Raw genomic sequence first — 22003 nt, 5'->3', positions numbered from 1 at the left:
TTCACCGGCCCCTTCGCAAGGAGATGAGTGGGATGGCGAAAACGAAAACGCTCCACGCGGCAACTGCGCTTCTGCCGCAGGGTTGGGAAAGCGGCGTGCGGCTGACGATTGCCGGCGACACGATCGCTTCGATCGAAACGGGGGTCGAAGCGGATGCGGGCGACGGCCGCCACCGGGTTCTCATTCCGGCGATGCCCAACCTGCACAGCCATGCCTTCCAGCGGGCCATGGCAGGGCTTGCCGAAGTTCGCGGGCCAACGGACGACAGTTTCTGGAGCTGGCGCACCGTCATGTACAGGCTGGCTCTGTCCATGACGCCGGAACATGTCGAGGCCGTCGCCGCGCAGCTCTATATGGAGATGCTCGAGGCAGGGTTTTCCCACGTCGGCGAATTCCACTACCTGCATCATGACAAGGACGGCCGCCCTTATGCCAATGTGGCCGAGATGGCGGAGCGGATCGGCGCGGCCAGCGCCGAAACCGGTATCGGGCTGACGCTCCTGCCGGTCTTCTACGCCCATTCCGGCTTTGGCGGCGCGGCCCCGATCGACGGCCAGCGGCGTTTCGTCAACACGCTCGACGGTTTCGCACGGCTCGTGGAAGGCAACGTCAATATCGTGTCCCGACTGTCTGGCGCGAAGCTTGGCATCGCGCCCCACAGCCTGCGCGCGGTCACGCCGGAGGAACTGGCGGAGCTTGTTGCGCTGGCAGGCGGCCGTCCCGTGCACATCCATGTCGCCGAACAGGTGAAGGAAGTCGAGGATTGCCTCGCCTGGTCCGGCGCACGGCCCGTCGAATGGCTGCTGGCCAATGCCCCCGTCGATCGGCGCTGGTGCCTCATTCACGCGACCCATATGACGGACGCCGAAACCCGGCAGATGGCAATGCGGGGCACCGTTGCGGGACTTTGCCCGATCACCGAGGCGAACCTCGGCGACGGTTGTTTCCCCGCCCCGGCATTCCTCGCGGCGGGCGGCCGCTTTGGCGTCGGGTCGGATTCGAATGTGTCGATCTCGGTGCCGGGAGAACTGCGCCAGCTCGAATATTCGCAGCGCCTGGCCTTGAAGGCACGCAATGTCGTCGCCGCGCCGAATGGCTCGACCGGGCGCCGGCTGTTCGACGATGCCATGACCGGCGGCGGAGCGGCGCTCGATACCACCGCGGCACTTGCGGTCGGCAATCGCGCCGACATGGTCTCTCTCGATACAGGCAAGGTGCCCTATCTTTCCGGCGACCGGGTCCTCGATCACTGGATCTTCGCCGGGAGCGTATCGGTCGACAGCGTCTGGGTGTCGGGAGAAAGGCATGTGGAAGCGGGCCGGCACAGGAAGCGCGATGCCATCAACCGCCGCTTCCTCTCCGCCATGCGGGAGTTGATGGCATCCTGATGGACCTTGCATTCTGCGGGTATTGCTGTAACCCGCGATCGATGCTGGCCACAGTGCGGGGACGACTTCGGATTTGAGCGACGCAACGCTGCACAGCAGGATATTGATCGATATCGAAGGCCGGATCGTATCGGGCGAATGGCCGCCCGGATACCACCTGCCTTTCGAGATCGATCTCGCGGCACGATACGGCTGCTCGCGCATGACCATGAACAAGGTCATGGCGCAGCTCGTAAGGGCGGGCTTGATCGAACGGCGAAAGAAATCCGGCAGTTTCGTCACCCAGCCGAAGGCGCAATCCGCCGTCCTCGACATCCATGACATCCGCGACGAGGTGCAATCGCTCAAGCTTCCCTATTCCTATTCGCTGATTTCGCGCACGCGGCGTCTGGCGAACGAGGATGATGTTCTGCATCTCGGGCTTGCCGAGGCGGCGGACATCGTCGATGTCACCTGCCTTCACTTCGCCGGCGCGGAACCCTTCTGCCTCGAAGAGCGGCTGATCAACCTCTCCACCGTGCCCGAGGCCGCCGACTTCGATTTCGAGGCGCTGGCGCCCGGCCCCTTTCTTCTGGCTCAGGTCCCCTGGACCGCCGCGCAGCACCGGATCCAGGCCGTGTCGGCGGGCAAGAAGGAGGCAAAGCTGCTCGCCCTGGAGAACAAGCAGGCCTGCCTGGTCGTCGAGCGGCAGACCTGGGGGCAAGGCGGCCCCGTAACCAAAGTGCGGCTGACCTATCCCGGCGATCGTCATGTCCTCACCGCCCAGTTCAAGCCCGGCGGTCTTTGAGGTCCGCACGCGGTTCGCAGGAGGCGTTGTTTGACAGTTCTGTGACCGAAATGAAAAAGAACCGGAAAACTCTGTAACCGGCCTGACACGAGAGCCCTCTAAAGAGGCTCGAAAGCCCACCTTCGCATCTGCGAAAGGCCTTTCGAGACCGGAGAGTTGCCCGTGAAAATCATCCAGATCACCGACACGCATTTCAGCCCGGAAAAGACCCATTTCAACGGCAACTGGGCGCCGCTGCTCAACTGGATCGAGGATGCCGGCGCTGATCTGATCATCCATACCGGCGACCTGACTGTTGATGGCGCCGACAAGGCGGAGGACATCACCTTCTGCATGGACCTGATGCGCCAGGTGTCCGTCCCGATGCTGATCGTACCGGGCAATCACGACGTGGGTCACCTGCCGGGTTCCGCCCAGCCGGTCAATGCCGAGCGCCTGAAGCGCTGGCGCGATCTTGCCGGCGAGGACCGCTGGTTTCATGACGCCGGCGATTGGCGCCTCGTTGGCCTCAACTCGCTGCTGCTCGGCCATGAGGACGACGAGGAAGAGGCGCAGTTCGAATGGCTGCGCGAAACGCTGGAGGACCGCAAGGGCCGCCGCGTCGCCCTCTTCGCCCATAAGCCGCTTTTCGTCGACGAACCGCAGGAAGGCGAGACGGGCTATTGGGGTGCGCGCCCGAGGGAACGCGCCCGGCTTTTCGATCTGATCGCCGCGCATGACGTGGCGCTCTTCGCCAGCGGCCATCTTCACTGGGCCTGGCGGGGTCGTTATCGCAACACGGCGCTGACCTGGGCCCCCTCTGCCGCCTTCATCATCGACAAGCTCGAGCGCGAAATGCCGGGCGAGCGCCTGATCGGCGCCGCCGTCCACAGCTTCGGCGACGATGTTGAGACCGAGATCGTCGCCGTGCCGGGCATGACTGCTTACGTCATCGACGATGTCATCCACGAGGTCTATCCAAGCCCGGCCAAGCCCCTGGTCGGGACTGAGGAGGAAGCATGAGCACGCTCTCCCTCCGCGGTATTCACAAGTCCTTTTCAGGCAACCAGATCCTCAAGGGCATCAGCCTTGATGCGGGCGAGAACGAGTTCATCGCGCTGGTCGGCCCGTCCGGCTGCGGCAAGAGCACGCTGCTGCGCATCCTCGCCGGCCTCGAAAGCGCCGATGGCGGGGAGATCATCGTCGGAGAGCGGGATCTTTCGCCGGTGCCCGCCGCCGACCGCAATATTGCCATGGTGTTCCAGTCCTATGCGCTTTATCCGCACCTGACGGCGGCGCAGAACATCGCGGTGCCGCTCGTCATGCGCAATCTGACCCGCACCCAGCGCCTGCCGCTCATCGGCCCGCTGATGCCCGGCCAGCGGAAAGCGATCGCCAATATCAGGCGTGACGTGCGCGAGATGGCGGTATCGCTGAAGATCGACCATCTGATGGACCGCAAGCCGGGGCAGATGTCCGGCGGCCAGCGCCAGCGCGTTGCGCTCGGCCGCGCCATGGTGCGCCGTCCGGCCGTCTTCCTGATGGACGAGCCGCTGTCGAACCTCGACGCCAACCTGCGCGTCCATGCGCGCGGCGAGATCGTCGACCTGCATCGCCGCGCCGGCGTGCCGACCATATACGTCACCCACGACCAGGCAGAAGCGCTCTCCATGGCCGACCGCGTTGCGGTGATGATCGGCGGCGCGCTGCGTCAGCTTGCTTCGCCGCAGGTCATTTACGACGATCCGGCCCATGTCGAAGTCGCAAAATTCATCGGCCAGCCGCGCATCAACCTGTTCGCCTCCCAGGTCGGCCCCGATGCCATCGTGGCGATCGGCGACAACCGGCTGCGGCTTGCCGAAACGATGGCGCCCGGAGCGCCGGTCACGATCGGCATTCGTCCGGAATTCGTGACCGTCAACCGCAGCGGCCAGCACGGCCTGCCCGCTCGCCTCGACCGCGTCGAATTCCTGGGTTCGGAAATCATCCTTTATTGCCGGCTCGATGCGATCGGCGAAACCGTCATCGCCAAGCTCTCGCCCTCCGAAGGTTCAGGCCTTGCCGCCGGCATGCCTGTACGCCTCGAATTTGCGGCCGACCGGCTTTTCGTCTTCGCGGAAGACGGCCGCCGCCTGCCTTCGCTCCCGGTGGGCGCGGATATCGCACTGGAGAAGGCGCATGGCTGAGGCGATCGCCGCTCCGCTCCCGCTCGGCAGTGCGTCGGCACGTTCGGCGGCCGAGAAACACGAGGCGCGCACCGGCTGGCTGCTCTCCCTGCCGGCGCTCGTGCTGCTCTTCGTGTTCATCCTGCTTCCGGTCGCAGCCGTCATCCTGATGAGCTTCACCGATTACGAGCTCGGTTATGCCGGCTTCCGCTGGGTCGGCTTCGACAACTACGCCGACCTCTTCACCAGCCGCACCTTCCGCAGGTCGCTCTGGAACACCACGGTCTATACGGCGATCGTCGCCCCCGTTTCGATCTTCATGGCGCTCGGGCTTGCCATGCTGATCGAGAGCGAAGGCATCGGCCGCTCCTTCTTCCGGACCGCCTTTTTTCTGCCGGTCGCCTCGCTGCTCGTCGCCATGGCGACCGTCTGGCAATATCTCTTCCATCCGACGATCGGCCCGGTGAACGCGCTCCTGCGGCTCGCCGACATCGAAGGACCGAACTGGCTCGGCGCGTCGAGCTATGTGCTCTACGGCCTGTCGATCATCGGCATCTGGCAGTCGGTCGGCTTCAACCTCGTGTTGTTCCTCGCAGGCCTCACCGCAATCCCCCGCGAACTCTATCAGGCGGCGCATGTCGATGGCGCGCGCTCCGCGTTCGACCGGTTCCGGCTGGTCACCTGGCCGATGCTCGGCCCGACGACCCTCTTCGTCACCACGATCAGCATCATCAATGCCGTGAAGGTGTTCGAGACCGTCAAGACGCTGACCGAAGGCGGGCCGAACAAGGCGTCCGAGGTGCTGCTCTTCACCATCTACCAGGAAGGCTTCGTCTATCTGCGGGTCGGTTACGCCTCGGCGATGACCGTCGTCTTCCTGATCATCCTCGTGATCCTGATGTTCCTGCAATACCGGATCCAGGACAGGCAGGTGCATTACACATGAACGCGCGCTCCTTCACCCTCGGGCGGGCGATCCGCCTCTTCATCCTGAGTTTCGGTGCGCTGATCTTCCTGGCGCCCTATATCTTCATGATCTCGACCGCCGGCAAGGCGCAGAGCGACATCTTCTCCTCGTCGCTCTCGCTCATTCCGCAGCATCTTTCCTATGTCGCGAACTTCACCAAGGCGCTGACCCGGGTCTCGATGACCACGCTCCTGTGGAACGGCGTGGTAGTCTGTGCGCTGATCTTCGTCATCCAGGTGGCGATTGCCATTCCCTGCGCCTATGCCATGGCCAAGCTGAAGTTCCGTGCCGCCCGGGCGATGATGGTGCTGGTCATGCTCGGCCTGCTCGTTCCGATCCATGCCACCGCCTTGCCGATCTACGTCGCCTTCGATCGCGCCGCACTGCTCAACAGTTATTTCGCGCTGGTCGCGCCCTTCACCATCTCGGTCTTCGGCATCTTCCTTTTCCTGCAGTTCTTCCGCGCCATGCCGGACGATTTGATCCACGCGGCAAGGCTCGACGGCATGTCGGAAACCGGCATCATCGCCCGCGTCATCGTGCCGAACGCGTGGCCGGCGATCACCGCGTTTGCGATCTTCTCGGTCGTCGCCCACTGGAACGATCTTTACTGGCCGCTGATCGTCGTTTCGAACCAGAGCTATGCCACGCCGCCTCTCGGCCTCCTCTATTTCAGGGCCGCCGAGGCCGGCGACGACTACGGCGCGCTGATGGCCGCCACTCTGATCATCACCTTTCCGCTCGTCGCAGCCTTTCTGCTGGCCCAGAAGCGCTTCGTCGAGGGCATCACCATGACCGGTCTCAAGGGCTGACCGGCATCAACTCAAGGAGAACATGCGATGAAGCATTTCACCAAATTCCTGGCCGCCGCCGCGGTCGCCATGACCGTGTCGCTCCCGGCCCAGGCCGAGACGACGCTGACCGTTCATTACCCGATGCCGGGCTTCTTCAAGGACGTGATGGACACGATCTCGAAGAAGTTCATGGAAGAGAATCCGGATATCAAGATCCAGTTCGCCAATCCGTCCGCCACGTATGAAGAAGGCATCCAGTTGATCATGCGCCAGGCCGGCACGGCGGAAATGCCGGACCTGACCTTCATCGGCCTCAATCGCCTGCGCATGGTGCAGGAACGTTCGATCCCGGTCGATCTCGCCCCCTTCATCGCCAAGGAAGGCGATATGGGCAAGCTCGGCTTCTCCGACAATATTCTGAAGCTCGCCCAGGTCAACGGCAAGCAGGTCGGCCTTGCTTTCGCGACGTCGAACCCGATCATGTACTACAATGCCGACCTGGTGAAGGCCGCCGGCGGCAACCCGGATCAGCCCCCGAAGACCTGGGACGAAGTCATCGCGCTCGGCGCCAAGATCAAGGCGCTCGGCAACGGCGTTGAAGGCATCGACTTCCGCTGGCAGGGTGACGACTGGATGTTTTCGGCACTTCTGTTCGGCGCCGGCGGCCAGATGCTGAGCGCCGACGAGAAGTCGGTCGCCTTCGCCGGTCCGGAGGGCGAGAAGGCCGTCAACGTCCTAGACCAGATGGTCAAGAAGGGTGGCCTGCCGATCTTCACGGCCGCCGCCGGCGAACAGGCCTTCTTTGCCGGCAAGGTCGGCATCGAGTTCAAGACCACCGGCGCGCTGCGCAACACGATCAAGAGCGTCGGCAACAAGTTTGACCTGCGCACTGCCCAGATCCCGCTGATCGATCCGGTTAGGGGCAAGCTGCCGACCGGCGGCAACGCCGTCGTCATCCTCACCCGCGACGCCGCCAAGCAGGAAGCCGCCTGGAAGTTCGCCAAGTTCTCCGCCGGCCCCTATGGCGCTTCCGTCGTCGTTCCGGGCACCGGCTACGTCCCGAACAACGAACTCGCCGCCAAGTCGCCGGAATATCTCGGCAACTTCTACAAGGAAAATCCGCTCTTCGTCGCCGGCCTCAGCCAGATGGACCGCATGGTTCCCTGGTATGCCTTCCCGGGTACGAACGGCGTCAAGGTCACCCAGGCGATCGTCGAAAACCTGTCGCGCATCGTCGAACAGCAGGCAACCCCGAAGGAAGCCCTGCAGGACGCCGCCGACGAAGTGAAGGGCCTGCTGCCGCGCAGCTGAGAAGCCCGCTTCAAAGACCGGAACCGCCGCTTCCGAGGGGAGGCGGCGGCCATTTGTCTGAAGACAGCGCTGATTGCTCCACGTCATCCTCGCCTTCGGGTTTAACCCGAGGGTGACTCGGCCCAAACACAGGCCGGAAGAAGTCATACGGCCTTTCCCTTGCAGGAAAGGCTCCAGAGCGATGGCAAGGGCCGTAAATCAATGAGACCGATTTCAACGGCCGGCGATCCCGGGCGCATGCCTGTACAAACGCAATCGGCGCTTGGCCAGAAACCAAGTGCCGATCTTTCCGATAAGGGCACACCCTCCCCTATCATTCAGCCGACGAGATTGGCGTTGATGAAGTCGAAGTTGATGTCTTCGCCCAGCCCCGGCTTGTCCGAGATGTGCACGAAACCGTCCGAGTCCATCGGGTCGACGAGGGCGTTCAGGTATTCGAAGCCGTCGTCATATTCGAGGAAGGGGTGCAGCAGGCCGCGCTCGTACCACTTGGCATTCTTGGTGCAGGCCGCAACGATCAGGTTCGGCGCGCCGTTGCCGTGAATTTCGCAGTTCATGCCGAAGGATTCGGCAAGATGCATGCATTTCATGGCCGGGCTGATGCCGCCGACGTCGTGGACGCCGGTGCGCAGGATGTCGCAGGCCTTGGAGGTGATCCATTCGGCGCGGCTGAAATGCTTGCCGCCGGCGCTTTCGGGTCCGAGGACGGGAATGTCGAGGTTTTCCGCCAGCCAGGCGTAAGAGGCCGAACTGTCCTCGTCCATCGGCTCCTCGATCCAGTCGAAGCCGAGCTTTTCGAGGCCTTTGCCGAGCTCCAGCGCTTCCGTGCGGCTATACCAGTGGAAGGCGTCGATCATCAGGTGGATATCCGGACCGACGGCTTCACGCACCGCGGCGCAGGCCTTGATGTCCATTTTCACGTCGGGCGCCCAGGAGACCGGCGGCATCCAGGTGTGCAGCTTGATACCCTTGTAGCCGCGCGCGACCAGTTTCTCCGCGAACCGGCCGTAATCCTCGGGCGTTGCGAGGCCGTTTTCCAGCTCGTCGCCGCACATGATCGAGCCATAGGCCGGGATCTTTTCACGGTACGAGCCGATCAGCTTGTGGACCGGCATGTTGAGCTTGCGGCCGGCGAGATCCCAGAGCGCGCAATCGACGATCGCCAGCGCCCGGTCGGTCAGCTGCATGGCGCTGCCGCGCTGCCAGTGGGCGAGGTCCTGCCACAGCCGTTCGCGCGCAAACGGGTCCTCGCCGATCAGCACCTTCTTGACGAACTTGTCGATGACATGCGGGCGGATGACTTCCGGCGGCGCAAAACAGTAACCTTCCGTGCCATCGTCGGCAATGATCGTCAGGAGTGCCAGGTTGACCTTGTGCGGCGGGCCGGGATGAGCATGGCCGGCGCTGTCCTGGTGGCGGCGGGTGGTGTGGGAGAATACCCGCACATTGACATCTACGATCTTCACGAACTTCCTCCTGTCAGAAGCGGAAGGAGCGAGCTTCCGCCATTTCATGTCAAAGCCCGGTTTTCACGGGCGGAACCGCCGGCCGGCGGCGAATTGCGTTTATGCGTCGTCCGGATGGCCGGCCGAGGCAAAGGCGCCGCCCTGGTAGATGACGGCCGGGTCGGTCGGATCCTCCCTTCCGGCCGCAGCTTCCACTTCAATGCGCCATTTCGCCGATGTGTCCTCAGGCTTCCAGCCGAGGAAACCGGCGTTGCGGTTGTCCCACCACTGTTCGTCGTTTGCCGAGGCGCCGTAGACGACGGTGTGGGCGATCCTCGGGGCGACAAAGGCCCGCTTACAGAGCGAGAAGAAGTCGCGGGCGCTGAGCCATGTCGCCAGCATGCGCGTGTTGACCGGCTTCTCGAAACAGGAGCCGCTGCGGACCGACAGCGTTTCCTGCCCGAACTTATCGAAATAGAGACTGGCGACCGCTTCGCCGAAAACCTTCGAAGCGCCATAGAGCGAATCCGGCTTCGGTGCGACGGTGTTGTCTAGCCTCTCGTCGCGCCGGTAATAGCCGACGACGTGATTGGAGCTGGCGAAGACGATGCGTGGCCTGCCGCTGTGCCGCGCCGCCTCGTAGAGATTGTAGAGCCCGACGATATTGCCCCCAACGATGAGTTCGAACCTCTTTTCGACCGAGATGCCGCCGAGATGGATGATGCCGTCGACATTCTCGACAAGTTTCGCCACGCCGGCGGCGTCCGCAAGATCGCAGCGGATGAAGGTCTCGCACGCGCCGACGTCGTCGATCTCGCCGATGTCCGACAGCACGACGTGTTCGGCGATGTCCCTCAGCATCGGGCGGATTGCCCGGCCGACACCGCCTGCGGCGCCGGTTAAAAGCAGTCTCTTGAGCATTCTTCCCTCGCGGCAAACCAACGGCGAATAGGCGTTGGTTTGCCATGTCATCATACCTCATAGGTCATCTCATACTATAGGTTCGGCGCCCAACGTCAATAAATTTCTTGTCCCGCGCTTGACAACCGGATGGGGTTTTACCCCTCTAAGTGACTGAAATGGCGAAGCGAGTGGAGCGGACAGGCCTTGAAGAGAGCAGATAACATCACTGGAGAAAAGGCTTCGCGAAGGGGTCGCAATCTCGTCGAGACGGTCGGTCGCCGCATGCGGGATGCGATCGCGAACGGCGAGCTGAAACCCGGTGACAAGCTGCCGACGGAGAGCGGCCTGACCCAGCAGTATCAGGTCAGCCGAACCGTCGTCCGCGAGGCGATCGCGTCGCTGCGCGCGGATAACCTGGTGGAAGTCCGCCACGGTGTCGGCGTTTTCGTCCTTCCACCTCAGAGTGGAGCACAGAGCGGCTTCCGCAGCGTCGATGTCAATCGCGTTTCCTCGATCATCGAAATGCTCGAGGTCCGCGCAGCGATCGAGATCGAAGCGGCTGGCCTTGCGGCGGTCAGGTCGTCGCCGGCGCAGCAGGAGCTAATCTTCGAATGTATCGAGACGATCAAGCGGCAGATCGCCGCCGGCGAGCCGACCGTGGAGAGCGACCGCGCCTTCCACTTGGCCATCGCGGATTCGACCAACAATCCCCGGTTCCGTGAGCTTCTGGAGGCGATCGGTCGGCAGATGATCCCGCGCTCGCTGCTGCAGGAAGGCGATGTAGAGATTTCTCCGGCGGAATATCTGGCCCAGATCCAGAACGAACACGCGGAAATCGCCAGTGCGATCGCCGAAGGAAACGATTCGGCTGCACGTGAGGCCATGCGTGCGCATCTGAAAGGAAGCCAGCAGCGGTATCGGTCTCTGATCCGGCGGACATGATAGGAGCGGTAGCAGGAGATAATATCAAATATTGACAGTCATAATATGACTTGTTAGCCTTCCGAAAATCAACCAGGAAGGAAAAGCCATGTCCATGGATCCCAACGAACTGAAGCATGCGCTCGGCGCGGGCCTCTTGTCGTTCCCCGTCACCCCGTTCGGCGCCGATGGCCTCTTCAATCGGAAGGCCTATGAGCAGCATGTCGGCTGGCTGGCTGGGTTCGATGCTTCGGTTCTTTTCGCTGCCGGCGGCACGGGCGAATTCTTTTCGCTGGAACCCTCCGAGATTCCGGAAATCATCGCCGCCGCCAAAGCATCCGCCGGCAGGACGCCGATCGTCTCCGGCTGCGGTTACGGCACGCGCATCGCCGTCTCGATCGCCAAGTCGGCGGAAAAGGCCGGCGCCGATGGCCTGCTTCTCCTGCCGCATTACCTGATGGACGCCAGCCAGGAAGGCCTCTACCAGCATATCAGGGCGGTCTGCCGGTCGGTCGGCATCGGCGTCATGGTCTACAACCGCGACAATTCGATCCTGTCGGCCGAGACGCTGGCCCGCCTTTGCGAAGCCTGCCCCAATCTCGTCGGTTTCAAGGATGGGTCGGGCGATATCGGCCTGGTGCGCAAGATCACCGCCGTCATGGGCGACCGGCTGACCTATCTCGGTGGCATGCCGACGGCGGAACTCTTTGCGGATGCCTATCTCGGCGCCGGCGTCACCACCTATTCCTCGGCGGTCTTCAACTTCGTTCCGGCGCTGGCGCAGCAGTTCTACAAGGCGCTCCGCGCCGGCGACACGGCGACGACCAACCGGATCCTCATCGATTTCTTCTATCCGTTCATGGATATCCGCAACCGTCAGAAGGGGTATGCGGTGTCCGCCATCAAGGCCGGCGTACGGCTGATGGGATTCGATGCCGGTCCGGTCCGCGCGCCGCTGACAGATCTGGCCGCCGAAGAGATCAGGATGCTCGATGCGCTCTGCGAGCCCTATCGCAACATTGCTCCCGGGGCGCAGGCGGCTGAATAAGCGTCCTTATCTCCACCCTCTCCCTGGAGCAGCCGGCAGGTTCGTCCTGCCGGCCTCTTTCGTTGGAGCCTGCATCTTTCCGCCGTCATGCTCGGGCCTGTCCCGAGCATCCATCCACGTCTATCGTGTCGAACCGGCTTAGATCCTCGGGACGAGCCCGAGGATCACGGCAACGCAGGCTCGAGTGCAAAGGCTTGGCAATCCAATCGATGCAACAAAAACGCCCGCGGCCGAAGCCACGGGCGCCGTCCTGGGAGGGACTTTTGGCTGGTTGACTACCGCTGCTTGGAGACGGTGCGCAGGCGGACCGTCCACCCGTAGTGGTTCACATAGCCTTTCACGTCGGCGCGGTAGACGACGCTGTCGACAACCGCGGAGATCGGCTGGAGTGCCGGAACCAGTTCCTCGTATCGCTTCTGGATGTCTTCGTACGCCGCCTTCTGCTTGGCCTGATCGCGCTCCACCAGAGCCTTGGCCGACATGTCGTTCAGCTGCTGGTCGAAGAACGAGGTACGCCAGCCGATGATGCCGCTGAGCTTGGCGTCGTCGGCATTGTTCGGGTTGATGACGAGGGCGCGCAGGTTGGAATGCGGATGCGGTTCCTGACCGCCGCCGCCGCGGCCGACGATCATCTCGAACTTGCGCTCGCGCATCGGACCGTAGATCTGGTCGCCGGCGCCCTGGACGATCTCGGCCTTGATGCCGGCCTGGGCAAGCGTCGCCTGGATCGCGGTGGCGGCGTCGGCAAACGGAGGCTCGTTGAGCGTCAGGAGCTTCACCGCGAAGCCGTTCGGATAACCCGCCTTGGCAAGCAGTTCCTTGGCCTTGGCGACATCGACCTTGTAATCCGGATCCGGCAGGCTGCCGATGACGCCTTCGGCGACCGGGCGAAGACGTTTGGTGCCGTAGTTCGGCATGATCGTCTTGTTGATGCCGTCATAGTCGACCAGATGACGGATCGCCATGCGGACGTCCTGGTTCTTGAAACGCTCGTCCTTCATGCTGACGGCGAGGAAATAGAAGCCGGAGCTCGGCGTGCTCTGGACCTCGACGTCCTTGTTCTTGCCGAGGGCAGCGATATCCGGAACCGAAAGGCCGATCGCCACGTCGACGTCGCCCTTTTCGAGCATCAGGCGCTTGGTCTGGGATTCCGGCATGTGCCGGAAGATGACCCGCTTCATCTTCGGCTTTTCGCCCCAGTAATCGTCGAAACGTGTCAGGATGAGCATTTCGTTGGAGGACCAGCGCGTCAGGCCGAAGGCGCCGGAACCGGCGGCATTGATCTTCAGCCAGGCGGCGCCCTTGTCGCCATTGGTCTCGTGGCTCATCACGGTCTTCATGTCGATGACCGCGCTCGCATCCGGCTTGCCGAAGATATCTAGGGTGAGCTGCGGGTCGGTCGGCTGGGCAGGCTTCAGGGTAATCTTGTTGCCGTTCGCCGTCAGCAATTGGTCGATATTGTTGGCCTTGTAGCCGAAGGACGACCAGACGCCTGCGCCGACGAGGCCGAGGCTGATATTGCGCTTGATCGACCACACGACATCTTCAGCCGTGACGGGATTGCCGGAGCTGAACTTCGCACCGTCGCGCAGCGTGAAGGTGATCGAGCCGTCGTCAGCGATCGCCCAGGAGCTGGCAAGACCCGGATTGACGGTCTTTTTGTCTGCGGCAAGCTCCACCAGCGTGTCATAAAGATTGGCGATGACGGCTGTCGCCTCGCGGCCCGAGATCGCAGCCGGGTCGAGCGTCAGGATATTGTTCATGCTCAGGCCGACGATCAACTGGTCCGCAGGCGTATCCGCGAACGCGACGATCGGCGCAGTCATCGACAGAGCCGTGGCGAAGACCACATGCCTCATCCATTTCATTGGGGTTCCTCCATTCGGGCACTCAGGGTATGACGTCACATGAGTTGCACTCTTGTATGAAGACCTAAATGGCGGCTTTCGTCAACAGATGCGCCCGGTGTCGCGTGAATTTGTCTCAGCATAAAAGAGCGAGCAGGTTCAGTCGCGCTGCAGCATCGTATTTCAGACGTCTTGTCATATTATAACTTGACTGGTATTCGCTGATGACGGCATGCAGTTTGAGGAGGAGAGGATGAAGCGGCTTCTGATCACCGGAGCGGCCGGCAACATGGGCATGGCCATGCGCCAGAAGCTTGGCCATCTGGCCGAAACCATCCGTATCTCGGACATCGCTCCGCTGGCGGACGTCGCGGCCAAGGAAGAACCGTTCACCTGCGATCTTGCGGATACCGACGCCGTCATGAAAATGGTGGAGGGGTGCGACGGCATCCTCCATTTCGGCGGCATACCGTCCGAAAATACCTTCGCGAGCATTCTCGATGCCAATATCCGCGGCCTCTACAATCTCTATGAGGCGGCCCGGCATAACGGCATGCCGCGCATCCTGTTCGCCAGCAGCAACCACACGGTTGGCTTCTACCGCCAGGACCAGTTCATCGGCGTCGACCAGCCGACTAGGCCGGACGGTCTTTACGGCGTCTCGAAATGCTTCGGCGAAGGCCTGGCGCAGATGTATTTCCACAAGTTTGGACAGGAGACGGCCATCGTCCGGATCGGCGCCTGTTGGCCGAAGCCGACGACGGTGCGCATGCTGTCGATCTGGCTGAGCTTCGACGACATGGCGTCGCTTGCCGAACGGGTGTTCAAGGCGCCTTATCTGGGATGTCCGACCATCTGGGGCGTTTCCGACAACCAGCCGAAATGGTGGGACAATTCAGCCTCCGCCTATCTGGGATGGGTGCCGAAGGATAGCGCCGAAATCTATCGCGCCGAACTGGAGCGCGATCCCGGCATACCCGACAAGACATCGTCGCAGGCCAGATGGCAGGGCGGCGGTTTCGTCGACGATCCGATCCATACCGAACCTCCCCGTTCTGCGAACCGGTAAGGCGTCATGAAAATCACCGACCTCCGCACCACAGCCGTCAGCCTGCCGCTTGCCGAACCGCTCGGCAATGCGACGGCCACCATCCGCAAGTTCTCCTGCATCGTGGTCGATCTCGTCACCGACGAAGGATTGCAGGGCGAGAACCTGATCTTCACCATCCGCCCGGAGCAACTGAAGCTTCTCGACGCCATGGTGCATGTGCTGCGCGATGCGGTGATCGGTCGCGATCCGGACGATACCGGTGCATTCTGGGCCGACGCCTGGCGGCGCATCAACTTCATCGGTTTCACCGGCGTCTCGATCATGGGCATTTCGGCGATCGACGGCGCCATGTGGGATCTGAAGGCCAAGCGCGCCGGGTGTTCGATCTCGCGGATGCTCGGACGCTGCCGCGACACTATTCCGGCCTATGCGAGCGGCGGACTGTGGCTCACCCAGGACATCCCCTCGCTGGTGCGGCAGGCGGAAGGTTTCGTCGCGCAAGGGTTCAGGGCGATGAAGCTGCGTCTTGCCGGCAGGGTCGAAATCGACCTGCCGCGCGTCAAGGCCGTCCGCGAGGCGATCGGCGACGAGATCGGCCTGATGATCGATGCCAACCAGGTGCTCGGCGTCGATGAGGCGATCAGGCTCGGCGACGCGCTGGCGCCGTTCGACATCGCCTGGTTCGAGGAGCCGGTCCCGGGCCATGCGCTGGAGGATTCGGCCAGGGTGGCGAAGGCCCTGCGGATGCCGATCGCCTCCGGCGAGAACGAATATACCCGCTATGGCTTCCGTCGGATGATCGAGACGGGCGCGGCCTCGATCCTGATGCCGGATTTGCAGCGGGTCGGCGGCGTCACGGAATTTGCCCGCGTCGGGGCGCTTGCCGCGAGTTTCGACCTGCCGATCTCGTCGCACCTCTTCCCGGAAATGAGCCTGCAGCTCCTGGCGCATGTTCCGACAGCGCATTCCCTCGAATACATGGAATGGTTCGCGCCGCTCTACGAAGAAAAGATCCATCTCGCCGGAGGCATCGCCCGGATTCCGGATGCGCCCGGCTGGGGCATGTCTCTGGATCGGAATGCCATTCACCGCCATCTCCTGGACACGTGAGAGAGCGGAATATCGGTGCGACGAGATGGGAATCCGGGGACGGTGCGAGGATATTGTCCATCGAACAGAAACCGGCCGCCACGCACTGACATAAATCTTTCACATGGCGAGGGGAAATCTGCAGCATCGGGCCGCGGCGGCCCGCGAGCGGAAAGGATTTTCTCTTCCATGACCACACTTGAACAGGTGGCACTCCGGGCAGGATGTTCGCTCGCCACTGCGAGCCGGGCCCTCAACCGCAACGGCAGCGTCAGTGACGGCATGATCCGCAAGGTCCGCCGGGCCGCCGCCGAACTCGGCTACCGCCCGGCGGGTTCCGCGGCCGGCAGGTTGGGGCGGCGGCCGGTCATCGGCGTCCTCATCCCGAGCATCACCAATCCCGTCTTCGCGTCCTCCCTTTCCAGTATCCAGAATCGCATGCTCGTGGCCGGGCACGGTGTCCTGATCGCGCAATCGAACTACGATCCGGCGCGCGAAGCCGATGCGGTGGCGGCCCTTCTCTACGACCATCCGACCGGCCTGATCCTCACCCTCTGCGATCCCGCCACCAGCAGCGTGCTGCATTCGGAACTGCCGCCGACCGTGCTTCTCAACAACATGCCGACGCCGCAGGTTCCCGCAGCGGTGACTGTCGATAACCGCAGCGCCGGGCGTGAACTGACGGAACTGCTGATCAGGCTCGGCCATCGCCGCATCCTGTTCGTTTCCGGCAATTTTGCCGCATCCGATCGCGCCCGGCTTCGGCATGAAGGTTATTGCGAGGCGATGGCCGCGCATGGAATGCCGACACTGGAAGCGGTCCAGATCCCTTTCGTCGGCGGATACGATCAGCTTGACCTCAGCGCCGCGATCAGTTCCTTTTCGCCGACCGCGATCATCGCTTCCAACGACCTTCTCGCTTTCGGCGTGATCGGGGCGCTCAGGCGCGAAGGCCTGTCCGTGCCGCGCGACATTTCGGTCGCGGGTTTCGACGGGATCGCCATCGGCCGGCTGATGGACCCACCGCTGACGACGATCGAAATGCCGGACGCCAGCATGGGCGCCGCAGCCGCCTCGCTGCTCCTCGACATGGCGGAAAACGCCGTGCCCGCCCGCCATCTCGACATTGCCTATATGCTCCGCCGCGGCGGCACGGTGCGGGCAATTTGACCCCAATCCGCTCGTGCCGAGCCAGCCTGTTCCGTCATGCTCGTCCTCGGGTTGGACCTGAGGATGTCCTGAGAATTCAAAGACAGGCGAACAGAGCGTGACGGAAGGTTCCTTGAACGCACTCATTCACCCCGCGCAGTTTCCTGCCGTGGTTTTGTCAAAGATCGGAGAGCCCACACGAATGCGGAACCTCATTTAGTTTATATGTGTGGCTCCGCATTCGCGTGGCCTTCGGCGTTTTCTCGGGACTTCCGGTCCCTACAGGTGATCACCTCGCCTCGCTGCGTAGTCTTCTCAGACCACTTGCACGGCTCAACCGAACCCGGCCCGGCGGCCAGGGGGAGGCTTGACAGGAACACCTGCCTTGCGGACACGCGCTCCATGGCTTTCACCTCTTCCACCTTCCCCGCACGTTACGGTTCCGATGAAAGCGCCGGCCCCCGCCTGCCCGCGAACGTCTCGCGAAACACTCCGGCGACGGAAACGAGGCAATTGTAGGCACAGGTCCGGGAAGCGGGAAAGCGGGGGATGAAATATCGCACGCCGCCGACCTTTCCGCTTGGGAAGAGGAAAGAAAATCAGCAGCTTACTGAAAAGACACGGGCCTGAATTTTAAAGCGAGGGGTTAAACCGTCCCCCTTGCCTGCCACTCGATTATACTGAGGTGTTCATCGACAATCGGCTGCCCCGACCATACCGAATCGCTTCTGGATGCCGCCTTCACATCGCAGCCGGATCATATACCCGGTCCAGCCAATCCATGGCATGGTCCTGCTGGTCGACGGGGAACGAATGGGCCGCGCCTTCGAAGAGCCGGGTTTCGACCTGTTCACCCGCCCCGGCCGCGGCCCAGATGCCATGGATCTGCCGATGTGCCGCCAGGGCGGCCGGCTCAGGGAAATGCCGGTCCTCCGCGCCGCTGAAGATCAGGGCCGGCTTCGGCGCGGCGAGCCCGGCGAAATGCGGGTAGTCCAGTTTTCCGGCGATCGGCGGATGCAGCATGGTAAAGGCGGACTGGCCGCGAAGCTGGTTGTTGCCCGGCTGCATGAGGCCCTGCAGCGTTCCCATCCAGCCGCCGGCGACGCAGGCCTTCACGTCGTCGGAAAGGGCCGCCAGTTGCCAAGCGCGCGAACCGCCCATGGAATAACCGAAGCTCGCCGTCCGATCCCCATCGACGCCGGGCAATCCTCGAAGCCACGCCAGCGCTTCGAGGTCTTCCCGCAGGATGACCGACGCATACGACACGCCGAACTGCATGAGATTGGCCGCGAGTGCCTGCTGGGCTTCGTAGCCGTTTCCCCTGCGGCTTCCCCAGCCGAGCGCGTCGGCGCACAGCACCGTATACCCGCGCCGGACGAGTTCGTTGCCCACGGGCCGGCCGCCATAAAGTTTTGCCGTCCAGTGGTCGATATCGGCTGCGATTTCGGGCGTCTCGCCGGGCCGCCGGATCATCTTTTCCTTGCCGATCGAAAAGAACGAGCCGTGGTCGTGCAGGAGCAGCGCGGCCGGCGTCACCACATCGGTGGCCGGTCGCAGCAGATAGGCCCCGGTGATCTCGCCGTTGGAAAAGCCAAGCGCAAGCTCCTGCCCGACGCAGCCTTGTTCCGACCATTCGCCAATGACCGAGGCGGTGGCTGGGGAAATCGTTTCCACGCCGAGGGCCTTCCTCACGGCCCTTCTCGTCCGGCCGCTCCAGACCGAAAAACTTTCCGTCGCCGGGTCGAAATTCCAGGGGAACGAGCGGTCGTCGCGCAGCCTTCTGGCGAGGCCGGACATGTTCTCGCTATCGATCATTGCTCCCGCCGCAGCCTTTCCAGCATGCGGTCGCGGCTGTCGCCGAGATGCTTGCGCATCGCCGCGCGGGCGCCTTCGACATCCTGCGCCTCGATGGCGCGCAGGATGGCGCGATGTTCTTCGTTGACCCGCGCAAGATGCACCGACAGGGACGCGTCATCCACCGCATGGGTCGAAAGCCGCATGCGCGGCATCAGCGTCTCGCCGAGATAGTTGAAGATGCGGAAGAAATGTTCGTTGTGGCTGGCGGTCGCGACCGCGCAGTGGAAATCGAAATCCGCCTGGGTGTCGCGGCTTGCATTGCGCACGGCAATATCCATCGCATTGCAGGCGTCCGCCATGGCGTTGAGATCGGCCTTGGTACGCCTCGCCGCGGCGAGCGACGCCGCCTCGGACTCGATGCCGATGCGCAATTCGAGCCCCTTCACGAGATTTTCGACGAGAGCCAGGTTTTCGTCGCCCAGCCGGAACGGCGTGACGCCGGCATCCTGGCGCACGAAGACGCCGATCCCGTGATGGATCGAAACGAGGCCGCTCGCCCTCAGGTTGGCGATCGCCTCGCGGATGACGGTGCGGCTGACGCCCAGTTCGTCGATCAGCGCCTTTTCCGTCGGCAATTTCGATCCGCGCGGATAATCGCCGCTCTTGATGCGCTCCGCGATGGTACGCACCACCTGGGAGCTCAGGGTTTCCCTGCGGGTCCAGGTGGCGGCTGGCAAGGCGGGCTTTCCGGCTTCGACTGTCATCGTGGCACCTCCCTGCCCTATTGGCCTGCCCCTTTTAGCCTGCCCTTTGCGGCCGAACTAGACGGCGTGATCGTATTCGAGGCTCGCCTGGATCAGTTCGCGGGCATAGGGATCCTGGGCTTCGCCTGTCGCCAGCACGTCTCGGTCCATGATCTCCACGACGCGGCCATGCTGCATCACTGCAAGCCGCTCGCACATATGATCGATCACCGCAAGATCATGGCTGACGAAGAGATAGGTGAGATTGCGTTTTGCACGCAGATCCGCCAGCAAATTGAGCACTTCCGCCTGTACGGAGACGTCGAGCGCCGAGGTCGGCTCGTCGAGCAGCAGGATGCGCGGCTCCAGGATGAGCGCCCGGGCGATCGCCACGCGCTGCCGCTGGCCGCCGGAGAGTTCGTGCGGATACCGCTGCAGGAAGGCCGGATTCAAACCCACGTCGATCAGCGCCCGCTCCATGCGCTCCACCTGCCGGTCCATGCGATGGATGCGCAGCGGCTCCTGCAGCGCGGTGCGGATCGACTGGCGCGGATGCAGCGAACCGTAAGGGTCCTGGAAGACCATCTGCACCATGCGGCAATATTCGGCAAAGGGCATGGCGCTGACCGATCGGCCTTCGAGCTGGATATCGCCATCCCAGGCATTCAGCAGGCGGGCGATGCAGCGCAGGATCGTCGATTTGCCGGAGCCGGATTCACCGACGAGACCGAAGGATTCACCCGCCTCGACGGAGAAGCTGACATCGCCGAGGATGCGCTTCTTCGCGGCGCCATAACCAAGGTCGATCGACAGGTTGCGGACGTCGATGGCGGTCATGCGCGCACCTCGTTGACTGCATTGGTCTGGGGCTCGCGATTCAGCACCGGAAGCGGCTTGCGGGGGCCGCCGATATGCGGCTGGGCGGCGAGCAGGCCTTGCGTATAGGGATGCGTGCAGTTCTTCATGTCGCGCGCCGCGCGCTCCTCGACCACTTCGCCATGGCGCATCACGAGAACGCGGTCGCAGAAATTGCGCACGAGGTTCAGGTCGTGGCTGATCATGATGAGGCCGATGCCCTTGTTGGTGACCAGTTCATTCAGGATGTTCAGGACCTGCATGCGCACCGTGACGTCGAGCGCCGAGGTCGGCTCGTCGGCGATGATGATCTGCGGTTCGGGGATCAGCATCATGGCGATCATGATGCGCTGGCCCATGCCGCCCGAGACTTCGTGCGGATAGAGGCCGAAAACACGCTCCGGATCGCGGATCTTTACCGCTTCAAGCATTTCGAGTGTCTTTTGTTTCGCCACCTGCGCCGAGGCTTTGGTGTGGACCCGATAAGCCTCCGCGATCTGGTCGCCGACACGATGCACAGGATTGAGCGAGAATTTCGGGTCCTGCAGGATCATCGAGATGCGCCGGCCGCGGATCGACAGCATCTGTTTCTCCGTGGCGGAGAGGAGATCGGTACCGCCGAAATCCATCCGGTCGGCCTCGATCCTCGCCGTCGGCAAGAGTTTGAGCAGCGCGCGACCAATGGTCGACTTGCCGGAGCCCGATTCACCGACGATGCCGAGGCGCTCGCGGCCGAGATCGAAGGAGACACTCTTGACGACGGTGTTGTAGGCCTTGCCGCTGCGATAGCCGACGCGGAGATTTTCGACTTTCAGAAGAGCCTGATTGTTTTCCATGGCGGAATCCTAACGCTGTTTCGGGCCTATCTTTGCTTGGGATCCAGCGCGTCGCGCAGACCGTCGCCCAGAAGGTTGAAGGCGAGGCTGACGAGCAGGATGGCGCCGCCCGGGAAGGCGACCAGCCACCAGTTGTCCAGCATGTAACGCCGGCCGGTGGCGATCATCGCACCCCATTCGGGAAGCGGCGGCTGCGCGCCGAGCCCCAGGAAGCCGAGGCCGGCGGCGGTCAGGATGACCGTCGCCATGGAGAGCGTGACGCGCACCAGGACGGAGGGAAGGCACATCGGCATGATCGACTTGACGATGATGCGCAGCGCCGATGCGCCCTGCATGCGTGACGCGGAGATGTAGTCGGCGCCGCGGAAGGTGAGCGTTTCGGCGCGCGCCAGGCGGGCGATCGGCGGCCAAGTGGTCAAGCCGATGGCGATGATGGCGTTCTCAAGGCCGGCGCCGAGCGCCGCCACGAAGGCGAGCGACAGGATAAGGCTCGGGAAGGACAGGAAGATGTCGGTGATGCGCATCATCACCGTATCGTACCAGCCGCCGAAATACCCTGCGGTCGTACCGACCAGCAGCCCGATCGGGCCGACGATCACCGAGACGATCGTGATGATCGTCAGGCTGATGCGGGTGCCGTGGATGATGCGGCTCATAATGTCGCGGCCGAGTTCGTCGGTTCCGAACCAGTGCTCGGAACTCGGCGGCTTCAGCGTATTGCCGAGGTCGACGACGTTCGGATCGTAGGGCGCGAGCAGCGGGGCGACGATGGCGGTCAGAAGCAGGATCGTGACGACCACCAGGCCGAAAGCGGAGGTCGGGCTGTCGAGCAGCTCGCGGATGATCGCGAGAAAGCGCCGGAAGGCCGAGTTTGGATTGGAGCGATAACCGGACATGAGCTTTTCCTGGGCGCCATCCTGAATGGAAA

General features: G+C 63.1%; 20 protein-coding genes. 12 read left to right on the top strand and 8 right to left on the bottom strand.

What is annotated here, in order from left to right; all coding sequences use genetic code 11:
• Positions 1–32 precede the first annotated feature (32 nt).
• The 7 genes from DMO26_RS01110 to DMO26_RS01080 all read left to right on the top strand — a co-directional run bounded on the left by DMO26_RS01110 (position 33) and on the right by DMO26_RS01080 (position 7391).
• The gene (locus DMO26_RS01110; RefSeq protein ID WP_117190173.1) at positions 33–1388 is read left to right on the top strand and encodes a formimidoylglutamate deiminase; all 1356 of its coding nucleotides are present in this window, start codon (positions 33–35) and stop codon (positions 1386–1388) included.
• 73 nt (positions 1389–1461) lie between these two features.
• Complete coding sequence (gene hutC / locus DMO26_RS01105; RefSeq protein WP_117190172.1) at positions 1462–2175, top strand: histidine utilization repressor; 714 nt, start codon at positions 1462–1464, stop codon at positions 2173–2175.
• A gap of 162 nt (positions 2176–2337) precedes the next feature.
• The gene (locus DMO26_RS01100) at positions 2338–3177 is read left to right on the top strand and encodes a metallophosphoesterase family protein (RefSeq protein WP_117190171.1); all 840 of its coding nucleotides are present in this window, start codon (positions 2338–2340) and stop codon (positions 3175–3177) included.
• Entirely contained in the window at positions 3174–4340 is a 1167-nt protein-coding gene (locus tag DMO26_RS01095) for an ABC transporter ATP-binding protein (RefSeq protein ID WP_117190170.1), read from the top strand. Before DMO26_RS01100 ends, DMO26_RS01095 begins: the two co-directional genes overlap by 4 nt.
• Positions 4333–5265 carry a carbohydrate ABC transporter permease gene (locus DMO26_RS01090; RefSeq protein WP_117190169.1) on the top strand — a complete coding sequence of 311 codons (933 nt, stop codon included), beginning with the start codon at positions 4333–4335 and terminating at the stop codon, positions 5263–5265. Before DMO26_RS01095 ends, DMO26_RS01090 begins: the two co-directional genes overlap by 8 nt.
• Positions 5262–6098 carry a carbohydrate ABC transporter permease gene (locus DMO26_RS01085; protein ID WP_117190168.1) on the top strand — a complete coding sequence of 279 codons (837 nt, stop codon included), beginning with the start codon at positions 5262–5264 and terminating at the stop codon, positions 6096–6098. Before DMO26_RS01090 ends, DMO26_RS01085 begins: the two co-directional genes overlap by 4 nt.
• Before the next feature lie 27 nt (positions 6099–6125).
• A complete protein-coding gene (locus DMO26_RS01080; RefSeq protein WP_117190167.1) occupies positions 6126–7391 on the top strand; it encodes an ABC transporter substrate-binding protein in 1266 nt (421 codons plus the stop codon).
• Between the two features lie 317 nt (positions 7392–7708).
• Here the strand turns inward: DMO26_RS01080 and DMO26_RS01075 are convergent, their stop codons facing one another.
• Both DMO26_RS01075 and DMO26_RS01070 read right to left on the bottom strand, forming a co-directional pair.
• The gene (locus DMO26_RS01075; protein WP_404947000.1) at positions 7709–8905 is read right to left on the bottom strand and encodes a mandelate racemase family protein; all 1197 of its coding nucleotides are present in this window, start codon (positions 8903–8905) and stop codon (positions 7709–7711) included.
• A 51-nt stretch (positions 8906–8956) separates the two neighbouring features.
• The gene (locus tag DMO26_RS01070) at positions 8957–9757 is read right to left on the bottom strand and encodes an NAD-dependent epimerase/dehydratase family protein (RefSeq protein ID WP_117190165.1); all 801 of its coding nucleotides are present in this window, start codon (positions 9755–9757) and stop codon (positions 8957–8959) included.
• Positions 9758–9943: 186 nt separating this feature from the next.
• Here DMO26_RS01070 and DMO26_RS01065 point away from each other — a divergent pair, with 186 nt between their 5' ends.
• The gene (locus DMO26_RS01065; protein ID WP_226951144.1) at positions 9944–10681 is read left to right on the top strand and encodes a FadR/GntR family transcriptional regulator; all 738 of its coding nucleotides are present in this window, start codon (positions 9944–9946) and stop codon (positions 10679–10681) included.
• Between the two features lie 94 nt (positions 10682–10775).
• The gene (gene kdgD, locus DMO26_RS01060; protein ID WP_117190505.1) at positions 10776–11708 is read left to right on the top strand and encodes a 5-dehydro-4-deoxyglucarate dehydratase; all 933 of its coding nucleotides are present in this window, start codon (positions 10776–10778) and stop codon (positions 11706–11708) included.
• Positions 11709–11983: 275 nt separating this feature from the next.
• Here the strand turns inward: kdgD and DMO26_RS01055 are convergent, their stop codons facing one another.
• Positions 11984–13567, bottom strand: a complete 1584-nt coding sequence (locus tag DMO26_RS01055; RefSeq protein ID WP_162894677.1) for an ABC transporter substrate-binding protein — start codon at positions 13565–13567, stop codon at positions 11984–11986.
• Between the two features lie 241 nt (positions 13568–13808).
• On the opposite strand from DMO26_RS01055, the gene DMO26_RS01050 reads away from it, so the two are divergent.
• From DMO26_RS01050 to DMO26_RS01040, 3 genes are all read left to right on the top strand, one after another.
• Entirely contained in the window at positions 13809–14624 is an 816-nt protein-coding gene (locus DMO26_RS01050; protein ID WP_117190162.1) for an NAD-dependent epimerase/dehydratase family protein, read from the top strand.
• 6 nt (positions 14625–14630) lie between these two features.
• Positions 14631–15716 carry a mandelate racemase/muconate lactonizing enzyme family protein gene (locus tag DMO26_RS01045; protein ID WP_117190161.1) on the top strand — a complete coding sequence of 362 codons (1086 nt, stop codon included), beginning with the start codon at positions 14631–14633 and terminating at the stop codon, positions 15714–15716.
• Between the two features lie 168 nt (positions 15717–15884).
• Positions 15885–16865 (top strand): substrate-binding domain-containing protein, encoded by a 981-nt coding sequence (locus DMO26_RS01040; protein ID WP_117190160.1) that lies wholly within the window; start codon positions 15885–15887, stop codon positions 16863–16865.
• 720 nt (positions 16866–17585) lie between these two features.
• Here DMO26_RS01040 and DMO26_RS01030 read toward each other — a convergent pair.
• Genes DMO26_RS01030 through DMO26_RS01010 form a run of 5 tightly spaced genes read right to left on the bottom strand, consistent with a single transcriptional unit; the run spans position 17586 to position 21971 of the window.
• Entirely contained in the window at positions 17586–18659 is a 1074-nt protein-coding gene (locus tag DMO26_RS01030; RefSeq protein WP_117190158.1) for a dienelactone hydrolase family protein, read from the bottom strand.
• Positions 18656–19405 carry a FadR/GntR family transcriptional regulator gene (locus tag DMO26_RS01025; protein ID WP_117190157.1) on the bottom strand — a complete coding sequence of 250 codons (750 nt, stop codon included), beginning with the start codon at positions 19403–19405 and terminating at the stop codon, positions 18656–18658. The genes DMO26_RS01030 and DMO26_RS01025 overlap by 4 nt, the downstream gene beginning before the upstream one ends.
• Positions 19406–19462: 57 nt before the next feature.
• Positions 19463–20221 (bottom strand): ABC transporter ATP-binding protein, encoded by a 759-nt coding sequence (locus tag DMO26_RS01020; protein WP_117190156.1) that lies wholly within the window; start codon positions 20219–20221, stop codon positions 19463–19465.
• Positions 20218–21075 carry an ABC transporter ATP-binding protein gene (locus DMO26_RS01015; protein ID WP_117190155.1) on the bottom strand — a complete coding sequence of 286 codons (858 nt, stop codon included), beginning with the start codon at positions 21073–21075 and terminating at the stop codon, positions 20218–20220. Before DMO26_RS01015 ends, DMO26_RS01020 begins: the two co-directional genes overlap by 4 nt.
• 26 nt (positions 21076–21101) lie before the next feature.
• Positions 21102–21971 (bottom strand): ABC transporter permease, encoded by an 870-nt coding sequence (locus tag DMO26_RS01010; RefSeq protein ID WP_117190504.1) that lies wholly within the window; start codon positions 21969–21971, stop codon positions 21102–21104.
• Between the last annotated feature and the right edge of the window lie 32 nt (positions 21972–22003).

This window comes from Rhizobium terrae (genome assembly GCF_003425685.1).
Taxonomy (GTDB): domain Bacteria; phylum Pseudomonadota; class Alphaproteobacteria; order Rhizobiales; family Rhizobiaceae; genus Neorhizobium; species Neorhizobium terrae.
The sequence above is the reverse complement of the archived record's forward strand: the minus strand, read 5'-3'. Positions and strand labels throughout refer to the sequence as shown.